General features: G+C 49.5%; 13 protein-coding genes. 8 read left to right on the top strand and 5 right to left on the bottom strand.

Going from position 1 to position 17684, the window contains the following annotated elements:
• Positions 1–135: 135 nt before the first annotated feature.
• Positions 136–465, top strand: a complete 330-nt coding sequence (locus J7619_RS16610) for a DUF3467 domain-containing protein (RefSeq protein ID WP_291200709.1) — start codon at positions 136–138, stop codon at positions 463–465.
• Here the strand turns inward: J7619_RS16610 and J7619_RS16605 are convergent, their stop codons facing one another.
• Entirely contained in the window at positions 466–3867 is a 3402-nt protein-coding gene (locus J7619_RS16605) for a zinc-dependent metalloprotease (RefSeq protein WP_291200706.1), read from the bottom strand. It lies immediately after the preceding gene.
• Positions 3868–4119: 252 nt separating this feature from the next.
• Here J7619_RS16605 and J7619_RS16600 point away from each other — a divergent pair, with 252 nt between their 5' ends.
• The 5 genes from J7619_RS16600 to J7619_RS16580 all read left to right on the top strand — a co-directional run bounded on the left by J7619_RS16600 (position 4120) and on the right by J7619_RS16580 (position 10428).
• On the top strand, positions 4120–4581 hold the full coding sequence (locus J7619_RS16600; RefSeq protein ID WP_291200703.1) for a (2Fe-2S)-binding protein: 462 nt from the start codon (positions 4120–4122) through the stop codon (positions 4579–4581).
• Between the two features lie 2 nt (positions 4582–4583).
• Entirely contained in the window at positions 4584–6728 is a 2145-nt protein-coding gene (locus J7619_RS16595; protein ID WP_291200699.1) for a xanthine dehydrogenase family protein molybdopterin-binding subunit, read from the top strand.
• Between the two features lie 135 nt (positions 6729–6863).
• Positions 6864–7835: a hypothetical protein gene (locus J7619_RS16590; RefSeq protein ID WP_291200697.1), complete on the top strand. Its 972-nt coding sequence runs from the start codon at positions 6864–6866 to the stop codon at positions 7833–7835.
• A 53-nt stretch (positions 7836–7888) separates the two neighbouring features.
• Entirely contained in the window at positions 7889–9829 is a 1941-nt protein-coding gene (locus J7619_RS16585) for a KUP/HAK/KT family potassium transporter (RefSeq protein WP_291200694.1), read from the top strand.
• A gap of 233 nt (positions 9830–10062) precedes the next feature.
• Entirely contained in the window at positions 10063–10428 is a 366-nt protein-coding gene (locus tag J7619_RS16580; protein ID WP_291200691.1) for a hypothetical protein, read from the top strand.
• A gap of 83 nt (positions 10429–10511) precedes the next feature.
• On the opposite strand, the gene J7619_RS16575 is transcribed toward J7619_RS16580, so the two are convergent.
• On the bottom strand, positions 10512–10796 hold the full coding sequence (locus tag J7619_RS16575) for a hypothetical protein (RefSeq protein WP_291200688.1): 285 nt from the start codon (positions 10794–10796) through the stop codon (positions 10512–10514).
• A 247-nt stretch (positions 10797–11043) separates the two neighbouring features.
• Between J7619_RS16575 and J7619_RS16570 the strand changes: the two genes are divergently transcribed.
• Positions 11044–14382: a C25 family cysteine peptidase gene (locus J7619_RS16570; RefSeq protein ID WP_291200685.1), complete on the top strand. Its 3339-nt coding sequence runs from the start codon at positions 11044–11046 to the stop codon at positions 14380–14382.
• Positions 14383–14450: 68 nt separating this feature from the next.
• Here J7619_RS16570 and J7619_RS16565 read toward each other — a convergent pair whose 3' ends face one another.
• From J7619_RS16565 to J7619_RS16555, 3 genes are all read right to left on the bottom strand, one after another.
• The gene (locus J7619_RS16565; protein WP_291200682.1) at positions 14451–15518 is read right to left on the bottom strand and encodes an acyltransferase; all 1068 of its coding nucleotides are present in this window, start codon (positions 15516–15518) and stop codon (positions 14451–14453) included.
• Positions 15519–15652: 134 nt separating this feature from the next.
• On the bottom strand, positions 15653–16102 hold the full coding sequence (locus J7619_RS16560; protein ID WP_291200679.1) for a T9SS type A sorting domain-containing protein: 450 nt from the start codon (positions 16100–16102) through the stop codon (positions 15653–15655).
• A 105-nt stretch (positions 16103–16207) separates the two neighbouring features.
• On the bottom strand, positions 16208–16882 hold the full coding sequence (locus J7619_RS16555) for a tail fiber domain-containing protein (RefSeq protein ID WP_291200676.1): 675 nt from the start codon (positions 16880–16882) through the stop codon (positions 16208–16210).
• Positions 16883–16921: 39 nt separating this feature from the next.
• Between J7619_RS16555 and J7619_RS16550 the strand changes: the two genes are divergently transcribed.
• The gene (locus J7619_RS16550) at positions 16922–17185 is read left to right on the top strand and encodes a hypothetical protein (protein ID WP_291200673.1); all 264 of its coding nucleotides are present in this window, start codon (positions 16922–16924) and stop codon (positions 17183–17185) included.
• Positions 17186–17684: the final 499 nt, after the last annotated feature.

Raw genomic sequence — 17684 nt, 5'->3', positions numbered from 1 at the left:
CTGCATTAGCGGGACCGGCTCTTTGTTTTCCAAGCGGGCTTCCCAAGCCGAGCCTTCCATGCCGGGCTTTTCCAAGCGGGAGATTTTTAGTAATTTTCGCAGTAAATTCAATAGCGCAGCTATTTAAAACCAACAATGAAAGAAGATAACAAGGAAAACGAACAACAGATCAATGTAGAGCTGTCGGAGGAAATGGCAGAGGGAGTGTATTCCAATCTCGCAATGATCGCTCATTCAAACAGCGAATTTATTCTTGACTTCATCCGCCTCATGCCCGGCGTGCCGCGCGCGAAGGTGAAGGCCCGGATTATTGTAACTCCGGAGCATGCCAAACGCCTGGTGGCCGCATTGCGCGACAATATCCAGAAATACGAAGACCAATACGGTCCCATTCAAAACTCACAGGATAGCGAACCTACATTCAATTTCCCGATCAGTTTCGGCGGACCGGGGGGCGAAGCGTAATCAATTCTTCACGATTTTCCAGGACCGTTTATGACCATTTTGGACGGTCCATAAAATATATATCCCGGCGCTCAATTCACGGATATCCCACTCGGTAATGCTATTGGCCGTTTTTAGCGAAGCAACCTGGCGGCCTCGCGTATCCGAAATGAAATAGTGTGATGCCTTGGCATCCTGTTGCTCATAGTGCACCAGAATTCGATCGGAACTCGGGTTAGGATAAATGTTGATTAACGGTAATGCGGGCTCCAGGTCGCCAGTAATGATATTGGCCGTGATCTTTATCGTATTTCGCACGATACCGTTGAAACAGTACTGATCCGAAAGTCCGTTGATCTTCAATTCAAAATCGTCGGGTTGTGCAAGCACAAACTTTTTTGAAAACGTAGCCGTTTCCGACGTCGCTCGGGCATTGTCCCACAGGGAAAACGACCATGGGCTTTGCCCGGTTAATGTAACGGTAACCACCGCCGTGTCTTTTCGGGGAATCAACAACGTTTTGTCAGCTTCAATGGTTGCCGTTGGAAGCTCACGGACGCTCAGTTGACGCTTGCCAGGGGTTAGAATTTCCGGATCGCTGCTTTTCAATTGAACATATAAGCCAGTGCCGCTAAGACCATCGGGAATCCTGATCTTGATCTGGCTTCCCTGTAAACGGAGGTCGGCTACGTTCACGGTTTCGCCCGAAGGTTTAGTAAAAATCGCTGAAAAAGGCTTTTGCAAGTCAACGCCGCCATGGGTGCTCACAATGGCGGTCAGCGTATCGCCGGCGCAATAGTCTTTTTTATCGATTGACGTCAGATCGAAACGGGCTATGTTCACTCGGACAAGGCCGTATTGACCGATCAGCCAAATATCATCGTTGTCGTCCGGGACAAAATCATCCGCGATATTTTCGAGGCCAATGTCGGCTACTTCCTTCCATTGCCCATTATCGTACCGGTAAATGCCATGTCCCGTACGTTTGGTCAGCACATAGAAAACACCCTTCGGCGAAACCGCGATCGACTGGATATTACCCGAAAAAGTGCTGCTTTGTCCCGTGTACGCAACCCATTTTCCATCCGCCCAAAGCGACACGCGGAAACCAGTTATCGCCGGGTCGAACTGCCTTACAAGTATCTGCCCTTTGTCGTTCACCACCATCTGGTCCATGCGATATAGCAAATCAGGATGGTTGGCATTGCTGAACCTCTGTAATTCATTCCCCGAGGCTGCATCCAGAGCTATGATTTCGCCTCCGCCAAAATTATCTGTTTGCATGATCCAGATCTTGCCTCCTGCGACAGCTACCTGCGCGAATTGTCGGTTGTCGGCCGGCACGCTTATGGTATTCAGCAGGCCGAAAACTGCACGATAAATGCCGTTACGATTCCAATACAAACCGTGTGTAGGGCTGCAACCCTCGACATCACCTGCGAAAAATATTTTGTTGACCACGGCATCCACGCCCGGAGTATCAGAGGGTAACATTACTTGTCGGATAAAGCCATTACTGGCCTGACTGATCACATTGATGTGGCCGTTGGAGTCTGTCACAAGCGGTTTTGTTATGTACGTATTCCCGATCAGCGCCGCGGTATTATCACGATTGTATATCTCAAAAGTAAGGCTGCTTTTATCGAGCTTTACAAATCCGAAAGAAGGAGATTCCAACCATACGGCCTTCTCTGTAATTGCCATTTTAGGTTGGCTTACATTGAAAACGTCAGCATCGATACCAGCCATAAACGTCAGGTTGCCGGCAGGTACACCTGAGTTAGTTTTAATCGTAAAAGAATAATCTGCGATCTTCCTTTTGGGATAATATTGTTCATCTAAATTCCACTCCTCGACCTTTACATATAATGTGCTATTGACAGGCAGGCCGGAAAGTGCGTCTCTTGCATCCCTGTAAGAAACAAACTCCCTTTTGTAAAAAGGACTTGAAAAATCGCTGTTCTTTGAAACGGTGATGACCGACTTTGAATAGAAAGTGGTGGTGTAATAGGCAAATGGAAAGCCTGTTGGTAAAGCATCCGATTTTTCCTGGCCGGGGATGAAAAACTGCGATCCTACCTTCGGGTTTACTGAAAAATAGTCTGTCGCCGACCATGGCCCTTTCACATTGTCCTTTACCGCGCGGGCACGCCAGTAAAACAATCCTGAATAGTTTTGCACAAATCCGATGTTGAGTTCGGTGGTGTGGAGCGTCGCAACCGGATACCGGAAATAGGGATCAAGGTAGCTTGTCACCTGAATCTCGTAAGCTGTTGCTCCCTCTACTGCCTGATAGGAAAGCATTATTGGGGCGCCATTTTCAAAAATGGATTGTGTTTCGGGAAAAACGTTGAGCGCCGGCCTGCCCAACTTGGGTGTTGAGGGCTGCAACGTAGCAACTTCCGACCAGTCTGACTTCCCGAATGGATTCACGGCCCGGACTTTGATGTATATCGGAATGCCAGGCCGCATGTCCATGAGCGAAATCCCATTAAAACCGGTAACCATTGTACGCGCATCTGAAAAATCGGGGTGGTTGGCGATCAGCATATCGTAGGTTAGTGCATCCGGAACAACTTCCCAGGTATAAAAGTCAAATAGCTTAAGGTTGGAATGTTTGCTCAGTCTGGGCGCGGCAGGTGGAGCATCAATTTTTTGCAATGCGTTTTCAGCGTAATTCTTCATCAGCGCCTGACATAGCGGATGAAATGTCTGTGCAGCCAGGCAATAGCTCATAATGGTTCCCTCAACTTTGGAAAGACTACCCAGCGCCCCGTCATAGCAAGCGCCCTCAATGCCTGCGCAAAAATCTATCGGCCCACCCGGCCACATACAGTTATGGGTATGCGGAGAGCCGAAGTTGTGGCCGATTTCGTGCATCATTAATTGCGGGATTCCAAGCGCTGACACATTGAACAAACCGCCGAGATAAGCTACTCCGCCCGGGCCATTCAATTGTTTAGTATATAAATACATACGCTTGTCTGTCTCAAAATCCGGAGCTGGCAAGCCGGCCAATATTTCAAGCAGCCTGTATGTGTTGTCGGTAATTCCGAAAGGGTCAGTTCCGGGGTCTTTCCAGAAGCGAATGCCCGCCACCACGATACGCGTGTTAATTTCTTTCTCGTATACTTCCGAAACTTTGGCAATATCCTCAAATACCTTACGGGTTATCAGACTGGTATCGCTATCATACTGAATGTAAGTTTGGTAATCGATCTCAATACCGAGGCGGCAAATGCGCATTTCACCAGCTGTCGTTCGTGCCCGCTGGCTTTGCAGGATGGCAGGGAGCCTGGCAATTCTGTCACGTACTTCCGGCGGAAGGTTTTCATCCGATGTTCCGCAGTTGGCTGGCTGTTGTTGTGCGAGTGCGGAGGAAAGCGCGCAGAGCACTAGAAGGACAATGTGAAAAAAGCGCATATGGTTAAGGAGGTTGACAAAGTATTAATCTAAGTACCAAAGCCGAGTTATGACGAAAAGCTTTTGTTTTTACACAGACACATAAATTGCTCCCGGTGTTGTGCCGGCGGATCTGAAATCGCGAATTTGTTGTAAAACACCAAAAAGCGAAATGTAAGCGTAGTTATATCGCTATCAATCAGGTACTTCGCGAATAAGGAGTTTGGCTTCTCAGGTGATTTTTTTGTAACTTTTGGCAAACTCTTAATCACCATGGCATTATTCAAACTTACAATCAACAACCGTGCATACAGCGCAGACGTGGAGGGGGATACCCCGCTACTGTGGGTATTGCGTGATAATCTGGGCCTCGTAGGTACCAAGTATGGATGCGGAATCGCACAATGCGGCGCTTGTACAGTACATCTGGATGGCAAAGCAGTCCGCTCTTGTGTATTACCGGTGTCAGCAGTAGGCAAGGCAAAGGTGACCACGATCGAAGGGTTGTCGGAAAAAGGAGATCACCCGGTTCAGAAAGCGTGGGACGAAGTGGACGTGGCGCAATGCGGATACTGCCAGGCAGGTCAGATCATGACGGCCGCGGCATTCCTCAAAGAAAAGCCCAAACCGACCGAGGAAGAAATCGTCGGTGCGATGAGCGGCAACCTCTGTCGTTGCGGGACCTACCACCGTATTCGCGAAGCAGTAAAAGTTGCAGCCTCTAAAACCAATTAACCATGAGCACATTAAATCAGACATCGCGTCGCGACTTCATGAAGCTCGCGGCTGCGGCCGGTGGTGGGCTGTTCCTTGGCTTCAACTGGTCTGACACGACTGCGGCACCCGTTGTTGTCGATGCAAACCAGATCGCGGCGGGATCGGTAAAGTTCAATAGCTACCTGTCCATCGGATCGGATAACAGCATTACCATCATCTCCCCAAACCCAGAAATAGGGCAGGGCATTAAAACCGCATTTCCAATGGTGATAGCCGAAGAGCTCGACGCCGATTGGAAATTGGTGAAAACCGTGCAGGGACATCTGGACAATGCCGCGTTCGAGCGGCAGGTGACGGGTGGCAGCGGTGCCGTTCCGCATTCGTGGGAACGCCTGCGCAAGGCGGGCGCGACGGCGCGTTACCTGCTCGTGAATGCAGCTGCTGCCAAATGGGGTGTGCCGGCATCGGAAATTACGACTGCGGATAGCAGGCTGGTTCACAAAGCATCGGGAAAATCGGCGAGCTACGGCGAATTTGCGGAAGCTGCCGGCAAGCTTACTGCACCAACAGACATTAAATTAAAAGATGAAAAGACATTCAAACTGATCGGACAGTCGGTCAGGAATGTGGATAACAAGAATATTGCGACGGGTAAGCCGCTTTTCGGGCTGGATTTTTATCGTGAGGGAATGCTCTTCGCGATTATCCAGCGTCCCAAGGCATTTGGTTTCAAACTAAAAGCCGTTGATTCCGCGGCTGCCAAAGCGATGCCCGGCATTGTGGATGTGGTTACTTTCGAAAACAGCGTCGCGGTAGTCGGTAAATCGACATGGCAATGCAAAAAAGCGCGTGAGGCCCTCAAAATTGAATACGAAAAAGCGGCCGACCTCGAAAGTTCGGAAGATCATAACCGCATTTTCTCCAACTTGATGGACAATGGCGAAGCTACCGTCCGCAGGAAAAATGGAGATGTGGAAGCTGCTTTCAAGAGTGCGGCGAAAGTCATTAAGGCCGAATACCAATGCCCGTTCCTGCCGCACAGCCCGCTGGAACCAATGAACTTCTTCGCACACGTACGCGAGGACGGCGTGGAGCTCGTGGGCCCGACGCAGACGCCCGACCGCGCACGCGAAGCAGCCGCAAAAATTACCGGCTTCCCGACTGAAAAAATATCCGTGGAAATCACACGGCAGGGAGGCGGTTTTGGCCGCCGGCTTTCGGCTGATTTTGCTATCGAAGCAGTACATGTTTCCAAACTGGTGAAAGCGCCGGTGAAGGTAATATGGACGCGTGAAGACGATATGACCGGCGGAACCTACCGTCCGGCGGTGCGTTACCGGTTCGAGGCTGCATTGGATAAAAATGGTGAAATGATCGGCTACAAGCTGCGCGGTGTGGGTATCAACTCGGGTAACCCTACCCGCGAGGATAATTTCCCTTCCGGTTCCGTGGATAACTTGCTGATCGATTCGGTGGAGCATAAATCGGCCATTACCACCGGCCCGTGGCGCGCGCCCATTACCAACTTCCTCGCCTACGCCGAGCAGTCGTTTATCGACGAAGTGGCGGAGGCTGCGGGTAAAGACCCTGTACAGTTCCGCCTTGCCCTTTTGGAAAAAGCCAAAAAATCACCGGCGGGTGATGTAAAATATGATGTCGACCGAATGATCGCGGTGATCAAACTGGCGGCTGAGAAAAGCAACTGGGGCAAGAAAAAGGGCGTTCATCAGGGTTTCAGCGTTTACTTTTCACACCGGTCGTATGTGGCGCAGGTAGGCGAAGTAGTTATTGAAAAAGGCAAGCCGGCCTTGAAAAACATCATCGCAGCTGTCGATTGCGGCATTGTGATCAATAAAAGTGGCTCGTTGCAGCAGGTACGCGGCGGGGTGGTGGACGGCGTGGGCCATGCGATGTTCGGGAATATGACTTTCAAAGCGGGGACTCCTGATCAGAGCAATTTCAATGGTTTCCGTTTGATCCGTATGAACGAGATTCCCGAGGTCGATGTCCATTTCGTGGACAACGGCATTTCACCGACCGGCCTGGGCGAACCTGCGTTGCCACCGGCGGGAGGAGCGGTAGCCAATGCGTTTTATAAAGCCACCAAGCAACGCCTGAGGAACCAGCCTTTTATTAATGAGGAAGCTTTCAAAGGTATTTCGTAGGTATTAAATCATGCAAATTGTAAGGCAGTAAGGTGAAAATGTGATACCGCATTTTTATCTTACTGCCTTTATTTATAGCGGGTTTGAAATGTTCCACATCCAGCCCGGTTTTTCTTCCTAAACCATTCCATACCAATGAAAAAGATTGTTATCCTTTTTTCTGCATTGATATGCATTGCAATCACTGCATTTACCCTCGCGGAGTTTCCGCAAACCGATATTTCAAACGGTGTCATCAAAGCAAAACTGTATTTGCCTGATGGAAACGAAGGATATTATCGCGGCGTACGCTTCGATTGGGCGGGTGTGGTACCCAGCCTCGAATATAAGGGCCACACTTATTTCGGTACGTGGAACCAGGCTCCCTACGATCCCAAGTTACACGACGCGATCATGGGCCCAGTAGAGGAATTCACGCCATTGAATTTCGATGATGCAAAGCCAGGAGAGCAGTTTGTCAAGATCGGGGTGGGTGTTTTGACCAAACCCGATGATAAAAAGTATTCATTCGCCACCAATTATGCGATTAAAAATCCGGGCAAATGGTCGGTGACGAAGGGAAAAGACCAGGTTTCCTTCACCCATGAATTGAAAGACGAAATGGGTTACGGCTACGACTATCATAAAACGTTGAAACTGGTCAAAGGCAAACCGCAACTCGTGTTGGAACATACGCTGAAAAATACAGGCTCCAAACCCATCATAGCGAGTACTTACAACCATAATTTCTTCATGATCGACAACGAGCCGTCGAATGAGAACATACGCATTGTGTTTCCTTTTGAAGTGAAAGGCGAGGGCAGAGGGTTTGGGAGTATTATCAATGCAAATGGTAAAATGCTGAACTATTCGCGGGAGGTAGTCAAAGGTGATCAGGTTTTCAGCGCCGGCTTGCAAGGCTTCGGGCCAACCGCCAAGGATTATGATATCAGGATTGAAAATACCAAAACAAAGGCAGGCGTGAGGATTACCTGCGATCAGCCGTTGGAAAAGCTGGTTTACTGGGCTTGTCCCACCACATCCTGCCCCGAGCCTTACATCAAGATCGCCGCCCAGCCGGGCCAGGAGATCAAATGGAAGGTGACTTATGAGTTTTACACCTTTTAGCGAAGAGCAGCCGGATTTTTCTAAATTCGCACCGCATTTCAACAGACTAGCCAATGGGTTCGCATAAACACCTGGATAAAGCATCGGCCGCCGGACTTCTGGTTGCATTAGGGATTATTTACGGAGATATCGGGACGTCGCCCCTCTACGTAATGCAGGCGGTGATCGGTACCAACAAGATTACGAGTGATGTCGTTTACGGGGCTGTATCCTGTATTTTCTGGACGCTTACCCTGCAAACGACTATTAAATATGTGATCCTCATTCTCAGGGCCGATAACAAAGGCGAAGGTGGTATCCTTGCATTGTTTGCCCTCGTACGCAGGCGTGCGGCCTGGCTGACGGTCCCGGCCATTATCGGGGCTAGTACCCTGTTGGCCGACGGGATCATCACGCCGCCTATTTCGGTGTCGTCCGCGGTGGAGGGTTTGCGTATACTTTATCCCGATATTCAGACGATCCCGATTGTGATCGGCATTCTTACGTTGCTATTCATTATCCAGGTTTTTGGAACGACGATTGTCGGGCGTGCATTCGGTCCGGTGATGATGATTTGGTTCCTGATGCTGGCCGTATTGGGCGTTTCACAGGTGATCGACCATCCCGAGATCATGAAATCGCTAAGCCCGGTTTATGCATACCGGCTCCTCGCCAACCATCACGGCGGGTTCTGGATGCTGGGTGCCGTTTTCCTGTGTACCACGGGTGCCGAAGCGTTGTATAGTGATCTGGGGCATTGCGGGCGCGGCAATATCCGAATCAGCTGGGTTTTTGTAAAAACCTGTCTCATCCTCAACTATTTCGGTCAGGGAGCTTGGTTGATCGTGCATTCAGGTGATCTGCTGAATGGCCGTAAACCTTTTTACGAAATTATGCCCGACTGGTGGTTGCTGCCGGGTATTGGTATTGCCACTACGGCTGCCATTATCGCCAGCCAGGCGCTGATCAGCGGTTCGTTTACCCTCATTTCGGAGGCAATCCGGCTTAACTTCTGGCCGAAAGTCCGGCTGGTGTATCCGAGCGATCAGAAAGGGCAGCTTTATGTACCGAGCGTGAACTGGCTGCTTTGGGCCGGCTGTATTGGTATTGTGTTGTATTTCAAAGAGTCGTCGCATATGGAGGCTGCGTACGGGCTTGCGATCACGCTTACGATGATCATGACGACGATCCTCATGTCGGTATACCTTTATGTGAAACGGGTAAACCGATCGATTGTCATCGTTTTCCTGGTCATTTACCTGGCGATTGAAGGCTCGTTCCTGGCTGCAAACCTGCTGAAATTCACCCATGGGGGTTGGGTTTCACTGGTATTGGCAACAGTTATCGGGTTTGTGATTACCGTTTGGTTGAAAGCATATTATATCAAAATGCGACTGACGGAGTTCGAAAGCCTCGAAAAATACATTGGTCCGTTGAAGGAACTGAGCAACGACATCAGTATTCCCAAATACTCGACGCATTTGATATTTATGTCGAATGCCTCGCGTGAAAGTGAAATTGAGAGCAAGATCATCTATTCTATATTTTATAAGCGGCCGAAGCGGGCGGATATCTACTGGTTTGTGCACGTAGAAACGACCGATGAACCATACACCATGGATTACCACGTAAATACCCTCGCGGAGGACGATGTAATCAAGGTGACGTTCCGTCTCGGGTTCCGGATCGAGCAGCGCATTAACCTTTTCTTCCGGAAAGTGGTGGAAGATATGGTGCTTAATAAAGAGGTGGATATTACCAGCCGCTACGAGTCGTTGAGCAGGCAGAATATCACGGGAGACTTCCGCTTCATTGTGCTCGAACGCTATTTGTCGCTTGAAAACAACCTGCCGTTCATGGAGGAACTGATTATGAAGATCTACTTCGGTATCAAAAGCATTACTACGTCGGAAGATAAATGGTTTGGTCTCGATAGCAGCTCGGTGAAAGTGGAAAAAGTGCCGCTCGTGTTGACACCCAGCGAGAAAATACGAATGAAAAGGGTGTACAGCTAGTAGTCGGGCTACGAAGTACTTCGAATATGGTGACTGATTTTTAAAGTTTCACTTATCCAATGGAGCGTCGCCCATTTTGGGTATATCGCTACGCATTTTGTGGACGAGACATCCGGAATTTCCTGCGGAGGAGGCCATTGGAAGCCTGGGCATAACGAAGGGTTCTGGAATGCTTTTAGTGCAGATAGCCGCCATAGTATAGGTAGTTTTTGTTCACTAAACCAGCTTGGACCATGAAATACCTTGCATGCATATTCACAATGCTCCTGGGAATTACAGGGGCATTGGCACAGAATCCGGTGACGCCGGAACCATCTGTGCCACAGCCAGTACCGCAAAGTCCTGTTCCGACGACAGCGCCTGAAACGAAGCCGGAATTCAATTCGCCGCAATCACCGGCCCGCCCCGCTCAGATTCCGTCTGAGGATACGCTTATTAAAGGACAAAAAAGCTCGGGCGCGGTCATTCACGATACGCTGATGCCTACCGATGACAAGCGGAAAGAGCGCTCGGAGCGTCGGAAAAACCGCAAAGGAACTGCTGAAACCGATGATACTACTTCGGTGAAGCCGCAAACCGATCCTGCGGGAAAGCCCTGATAAGAGAAGGCCAAACTGAAAAAGCCCGGGAGTGATTCCGGGCTTTGGTGTTTAGTTTCGAGACGAGTAAAGGGATTCAGGAATTAGTGCGTGTGATTAAGGGAGGAATAGGTGTAATGGTCGGTCAGCTGCCGGTGTGTAGCAGGTTCCAGATCGTCTTCCCAAAACGGCTGTGTAATCACCGCTTTGTTTTTATTGACCCATGTACACCAAACCTTTCCACTGAATACCCGCCGGGTGGCAGGAAGCGTGGTCGATCCGTTATGATCAGCCCCGGTCTCGACGATCTGGTACTCGTCAACCTGCATAAGCTGGCTGCCGCCTTTTTCTTTTACCCAGTCGTCCTTCATAAACTTAAAAGTGTCCATTGGTCTTGAATTGATTTATGCAGGAAGGTGGAAATCAAATCCTGTGCCAGAAATGATGCGTTTTCAAAGGGCATGGCGCAAAATACCTCCGCCGAATCTGCTGGTAGAAATATTTCAACAAAACTACGACATATGCCGGGCGACGCAGAAATCCAGTCGCTAATCCATACGCCACGCTTGCTGGACCGAAGCAGATAGAATCTTCAAGCCATGCTTTATTGAGGGTTCATCAGATATTCCTGAAGATATGCGGTACTTCAAAACGCACGCGCTACTTATTGTGGCGTTGCTGGTCGGTTATCAACTACAAGCCCAGTGGACGGCCCCATATGCCAATAGCTGGATCGATTACAATAAGCCTTACGTCAGAATCGGAATCCTTAAAAAAGGTTTGCACCGGGTCGCGTTTTCCTCCTTGCCTAAGGATTTTCCCACCGGCTCCCCTGAGAAATTTCAGGTGTGGCACCGGGGCAAAGAGGTCTCCATTATTAGTACGGCAAACCAGGAAATCATTTTCTACGCCGTTCCGAACGATGGCGCAAGCGACTCGCTGCTCTACCGCCCCATGAGCTCGCGGGTGAATCCGTATTTCAGTATGTATTCGGACGAAAGCGCGTATTTTTTGACTGTGGGCGATAGGTTGGGCAAGAGGGCGGACGTGGCTGTCCGGCCTGGCGATGCATCGGTGCCTGTACTGACGCTACATCGGGAAGTAAGCACCACGGTTTTTCAGCAAGAATATTCGCTGGGAACCAAATATGCGATTAACCCGGGTTTCTTCAACAGTTATTTCGAACTGGGTGCGAGCAGGACAGGCACCGTGTGCAAGGGAGAAGAGGGCAAAGAAATAGTGGTTGATTTTAAACTGAATGATTTGGTCCGGAATATGCAACTTCCCGTGATCAGGCTGATGCTACATGGACGGAGCAAGAATGACCGGAAGTTTGAGCTGTTCATCGGAAAGAACAAGAATGCGCTGCGGTTGGCGAAGACATTGAATAATTCCGGTTTCGGCCCGGCTGAATGTACGTTGGAAATAAAAGCGGAAGATATGGATGCCAATCAAAAAGGCATGCTGGTAATCCGATCCGTCGCGAGCGAACCCCGGAACTGGTTTTCGCTCACCTATTACACCCTCGATTTTCCTCAGGTCATTAAGATCGGTAGCCAGCCGACGAAGGAGTTTAGATTCGATCCTGGCGCGGACAAATGGAGCCAAATACCCGCGAAGGACGTTCCCTACCAGTTTAGATTCATCGATATTTCCGATTCGGATAATCCCGTCATACTGAAAAGGTCGGGAGATAATCTCGTGCTGCCCCGCCTGACCGGGAAAAAACAGATGGTCCTCGCTACGACCGAAATGACCGAGGTTAGCCCACAGAATATACGTGAAGTGCAGATGACAATTCACGACCCTAAACCGGCTAATTTCATCATCATTACAACAAAAGCGCTCCTTTCGGGCGCAAAGAGCTACGCCGATTACCGTGCGTCATCCACGGGAGGAAGTTTCAAACCTGCGATTTTTGAAATACAGGATATTTATAACCAGTTTAACTACGGCGAGCCAAGCCCTGTCGCGATTAAGAGATTCATGTCCTATATGCTTTCGGGAGGGAGCAAGGACAAATACCTGTTCCTGATCGGCAAATCAATTACCCAAAATGAGCGCATGGTGAGGGAAATACCGGACGAAGTCCCTACCATAGGCTTTCCCGGTTCAGATGCGCTACTCGTGGAGGGAATAGCGGGAGGGGCGGTCAATGCGCCAGTGATACCGGTTGGGAGGCTTTCGGCTGTGACCAACCAGAATATCACCGATTACCTTCAAAAAGTGAAGGCTTACGAGGCGGCTGCGCCCGAGGAGTCGGGCTGGCGCAAGAAGGTACTTCATTTGAGCGGAGGCAAAACGACGAGCGAAATCATTCAGCTGCGCGATTATCTGCATGCCTTGGAACCGGCGGTGCAAAAAGGTTTTTTTGGTGGAACAGTGAAGTCCTACGCGAAACATCAGCCGACCGAGGAAGTGGAACCCGTGGACATTGCAGCAGACCTAAATGAGGGCGTGGGAATGATCACATTTTTCGGGCATGGCTCAACGATTATCACGGATCCTAATATCGGCCATGTCAGGGATGCAGACAGAGGGTACCACAATTTGAACAAATACCCGGTGATGTATTTCAATGGTTGTGGGGTGGGGAATGTATTCTGTAACCGGTTCAACCCGGCACCAGCCAATCCCAAGGCGGCCGACCGGATTACGCTTTCGCTCGACTGGCTCGTAGCACCAGATCGCGGCGCCATTGCGGTTATTGCCAGTTCGTATGAGAGCTTCGTGAGCCCGGGGATTACATATCTCAATTCACTCTATCATCACATGTTTGAGAATCCGGCTACGGCGAACCTGCCGATTGGCAAAATTCAGCTGGCGGTGGCCAACGACATTTTGTCCAAATACAAAGATCAGTACAATATCGCCTATGTGCACCAATCGTTGCTGCAAGGCGATCCTGCATTGCGGCTACTTACTGCCGCTGAACCCGACTATTCCATCGGAACAGAGGACGGCATTACATTGTTTTCCGATTCGGTGAATAAGACGATAGGACAATCGGATTCGCTGAGACTGACTATTGAATTGGCGAATTTCGGCAGATTTGCGAAAGGGCAGGTCATACCGCTGGAAGTTGTCTGCTCGGGTGTCACGGGGGCGAATGTCAGGAAGGTCAATGTAAATGCCTTTGCATCTCAGCAAATTCTGAAAATATCATTTCCGAATAAAAAAGATCTGAAATCGGTCAAGGCGCAAATCGACCCGGGACAGACTTTGAAAGAACTTACCCGCGACAATAATGTTGCGGAATTGCATGTGGACTGGAATTTGGTGAAGGACAAAAATATGTTCTCCAACAAATCGTCAAAGGACAATATTCCTCCAATTCTGACGATAAAAACCAACGGGCGCTTCCTCAAACAAGCCGAATTAATGTCGTCCAATCCATCTTTTCGCATTTCGCTTAACGACGACCGAGTGCTTTCTCCCGACACGACGCTCGTCGATATTTTTATAAAGCCCTGCAAGAATGACGACTGTGATTTTGAAAGAATCACTTATGCCGGCAATACTATCAAAATGCAGGCAATGGGAAGCAGAGAGTTGGTATTCGACTATTTAACTACGTTGGGGCCGGGAAAATATGAAATGATGGTCGATGCGAGGGACTTGTCAGGCAATGAAGTAACCCAGCCATATCGTATGTATTTTGAAATTGCCACGGCAGAAGAAATGCAGCACAGCCTGGTCGTTAGCCCGAATCCCGCCACTTCGTACTTACGATTTGAGTTGAAGGCGGCTGGCCTGTCGCAATTGAAATCGGTCCGATATGTTATTTATAATCAGTGGGGAAATATAATTGAAGACAATCCCGTGGAGGTTTCTGATTTATCTTCGGTTATAGAGTGGTACTGGGCCCGGCCGGATATTGCTGCTGGCCTGTATTATTATAAAGTAATTCTTTTGGGAAGCGAGGGGGGCATAACTGACATAAAAACGGGTAAAGTGATTATGACAAGAGAATGAAATATGCCGTGCAGACATTCGAGGCGGTTGGTGAGCAGTATGACTCATTAATTTCATCAGGTGAGCAACTATCTTTTACCGTTTAAATACTTCCTCGCAGGCGTGTCAAAAACCACCATCACCAGATACGCCGCCCCGATCAATAGGATTATTCCACTCACAATAATGAGCGTTAATTGCGTGTTGTCGGGTTTATGAGTCGTATAGTAATTACCGAACATCCATAGCGCAGCATAATGCGTCATGTACAACGGGTAGGAAATCTTCCCCGAAAATGCGCAAACCTCTTTCAAGCGAGGAAAGGTAGTCCCCGCGCTCAAGGCTATCAGCAAGGGAAAGTAAAACAGTACCACCAAAGGTTCGGATACCCAGTTCCATTTGGAAAACGGCATTACGAAGGCCAGCAACAGTAATATGCTCAGGCCGATAAATCCAAGCTTGTTTCGGATGATCCAGTTGGAACGTTGAATAAGCAATCCTGCCAAAAAGGAATACGAGACGCGGGCGGCTCCGTCCCAAAAGGTAGGCCCACTCCACCCGCCCAGTAAATTGCCCGAACGGTAAGCGACAAAGCAAAGCGTGACCGCGGAAAGTATGGTCAGCAGGAGCAGGTAACTGCGGGCAATCCGATGAAGCACGAATGCGTAAGCGATATTGGCAATATATTCCCAGAATAATGACCATGCCGGTGCATTGAAACTGAACAGGTTAAATGCGCGATCGGCAATTACCGGGAGTGGAACAAGAAATAGGGAGCAAAGGAATGCGAGGGCGATTTTGCCTGTGCTATACGAGTCAGGATGGCCGCCAAACGGGTCGAACAGGAATGCTAATAAGCCTAGCACCGATCCTGCGATAACCAGCGGATGCAGCCTGATGATCCGGGCAATGAAAAATTTGCGAAGGCCCATTGTTGCCATGCGATCGTCGTAGGCGTAAGCGATTACAAATCCTGAAAGGCAAAAGAAGAAATCAACAGCCAGGAAACCATGCCCGATAAAGTTTTTTTCGGGATTGGTATAGATCCATTCCATAAAATGAAATAGGACAACGGCCAATGCGGCGACGCCCCTCAATCCGTCGAGTATTTCGAAATGTTGTTTGGTTTGTGGAATCGGAGTGATGATTTTGTTCACAAGTGTTTGGTCTGAAAAAGAAGGCTGCCTGGCTGCGAATGCCATCATTGCACATAAAATCAGCGACATTCGAGGCTTACATCAAATAAGTCCCAAATGTCGCTGGATAAATTGTGTTTTTAATCTTTGTAAAACTAATTTTTCAGTACCCTGAAACTTTGGCCATTGACCATCAGCACGTAGATTCCGGGAGGCTGGTTATGAAGGTCGATCTTCTGAAAATTCGTTCCTGAAGCCTGCACGATCCCTTGCACCTTCGAGCCGTTGGCCCTGAATACTTCCAATGATTTTACCGGTGTGCCGGATTCGACATTCAATACCTCGGTCGCCGGATTAGGATAAACACTGATCGTGATCCCGGCGTCGGACAGTATGGAAATCGTCTTTGAAAAAGAATACGTGCCATCCAGATCGACCTGCTTCAACCGGTAGTAGTTGGTGTTGGGTAGCGGTGCCTTGTCTGAAAATGTATAATTGATAAGGACCTTGCTTTCACCCTTTGCGCCGACATTTCCGATGGGCTCAAAATTTTTGGCGTCGCTGCTTCTTTGTACCTCAAAATGCGATGCGTTGGTAAGCGCCACGGTATTTCCATTTTGGAATTGCAGATTGTGGAAACCGGGTGCGGCCGAGCCGCTGATTGTCAGCGCTCCCGAGGCGCCGAACAGGTCGAGGCTTCCCGTACTGGTCTAGTAGCCGTTGTTCTGAAAGCTCAGGTAGCCGTGCTCATAAGCCACCAGTTGCGCTTTAAGTTTTTCGATTTCTGCCGGTTGTTCCTGAATGGCTTTGGTGAGTACGGGAATCAAGGTGGAGTACGCTACATTGTAAAGCTCGTTGGCTGGATCTTTCGGCACGAGCACAGCTTCCGGCCCAACTTTCTCCAATTCCTGTGCGAGGAAGCCGATTCGGTTCACCGTTTTGTCATTCTCGGTAAATTTCACCACGCCGTTTCTGAGCGTTCTTCCGAGGTGGAAATCATAGGACACCGGGCGCATGGCCATTACTTTCGCGAGGCCGTTTTCGATGATGTTAACATTCGTTTTGACGCGTTTGTCGGATACGTTGTTGTAAGTTCCGTCAGTATTGATGAAGGCGATGTCGTTATCGGGGAAACTTGCGGTGCCAGTTGAGCCCTGGGGACTGACATTATAGAAGCGGAACCCGCCTGTACCGGTACCCTTATAATTGATGAACTCCGTTTCTCCAATGTTGTCGCGCACGGTGCTCCACACGATGTACGTTCCATTCGCGTGGGCGATGTTTTTATCCCGGTTGCGCAGAATACCTCCGTTTAGCTGCATTTTTGTTTTTGGTCCGGCAATGCCAACGCCCAGGTTACCACTACTGTCTGCGGGAAATGCCATGCCAGCTTGTTTCCAAGCTGAAAGCTTATCTTTTTGGTATTGGCGGAACTCACCCGGAGGGCAACTTCATCGGGTTCTACTACATGCAGCTTTGTCTCGGGCGCAACTACACCGATGCCGACGCGGCCGTTTGCCAATACACGCGCCGCCTCCGCATTGTTCGCGCGGACAACCAGCGGCTGGTTGTCGGTAGTTCCGATGAAATTCGTTGCGGGGTTGGTACCTGCATTACCCGAGATGTTCCAACCCGCAGCAGGGGTTGTAGACCAAACCGGTGTAGCAGGAGTTCCTGTGTTCGTCTGAATTTCGTTGGTCGTTGTGTTGAAGATGAGAAGTCCTTTGGCGGGGTTGGTGATGGCGTTGCGTTGCGCGGTAGTGAGGCGGGCAGGAGCAAACCTTTGTTATTGCCGGCGCCGCCGGTTACTTCCAGCGTAGCGCTGGCGTCGGGGGCACCTGCGGCGCCGATTTTTACTTGTGCAAAACCGGGCGCAGCGGCGAGCTCCAGGAAGCCCGCCAGGATGTAATGTTTTTTCATAAAAGCGATGTTAAGTGATAGCCAAAACAGCTTCTACAAATGTCGATGCGGGCAGGGGAAGGAATTGTAAGGAGTTCTGTGAATTATTAGTACAAATTGCTACATGGACTGAAATCATTCGTACGGGATTTGCTTTTACTTCTCAGTAAACAGGGCTAGTTTATTGGCGGGTGCTTCTGAGGGAGGGGTTAAGAAATCTCAGAGCGGTTTGCACGATCAGTCAAAAGTTCTGGAGGCTGTATCCACCACCTACTTGAAAACAAGATC

This window comes from Dyadobacter sp., assembly GCF_017744695.1.
Taxonomy (GTDB): domain Bacteria; phylum Bacteroidota; class Bacteroidia; order Cytophagales; family Spirosomataceae; genus Dyadobacter.
This window is presented reverse-complemented; position numbering and strand designations above follow the sequence as displayed.

Bases quoted from the DNA above. Each gene is read 5' to 3' on its own strand.
- J7619_RS16600 (WP_291200703.1), top strand. From the start codon at position 4,120: ATGGCATTATTCAAACTTACAATCAACAACCGTGCATACAGCGCAGAC.
- J7619_RS16605 (WP_291200706.1), bottom strand. From the start codon at position 3,867: ATGCGCTTTTTTCACATTGTCCTTCTAGTGCTCTGCGCGCTTTCCTCC.
- J7619_RS16580 (WP_291200691.1), top strand. From the start codon at position 10,063: ATGAAATACCTTGCATGCATATTCACAATGCTCCTGGGAATTACAGGG.
- J7619_RS16595 (WP_291200699.1), top strand. From the start codon at position 4,584: ATGAGCACATTAAATCAGACATCGCGTCGCGACTTCATGAAGCTCGCG.
- J7619_RS16610 (WP_291200709.1), top strand. From the start codon at position 136: ATGAAAGAAGATAACAAGGAAAACGAACAACAGATCAATGTAGAGCTG.
- J7619_RS16585 (WP_291200694.1), top strand. From the start codon at position 7,889: ATGGGTTCGCATAAACACCTGGATAAAGCATCGGCCGCCGGACTTCTG.
- J7619_RS16575 (WP_291200688.1), bottom strand. From the start codon at position 10,796: ATGGACACTTTTAAGTTTATGAAGGACGACTGGGTAAAAGAAAAAGGC.
- J7619_RS16590 (WP_291200697.1), top strand. From the start codon at position 6,864: ATGAAAAAGATTGTTATCCTTTTTTCTGCATTGATATGCATTGCAATC.
- J7619_RS16555 (WP_291200676.1), bottom strand. From the start codon at position 16,882: ATGGCATTTCCCGCAGACAGTAGTGGTAACCTGGGCGTTGGCATTGCC.
- J7619_RS16570 (WP_291200685.1), top strand. From the start codon at position 11,044: ATGCGGTACTTCAAAACGCACGCGCTACTTATTGTGGCGTTGCTGGTC.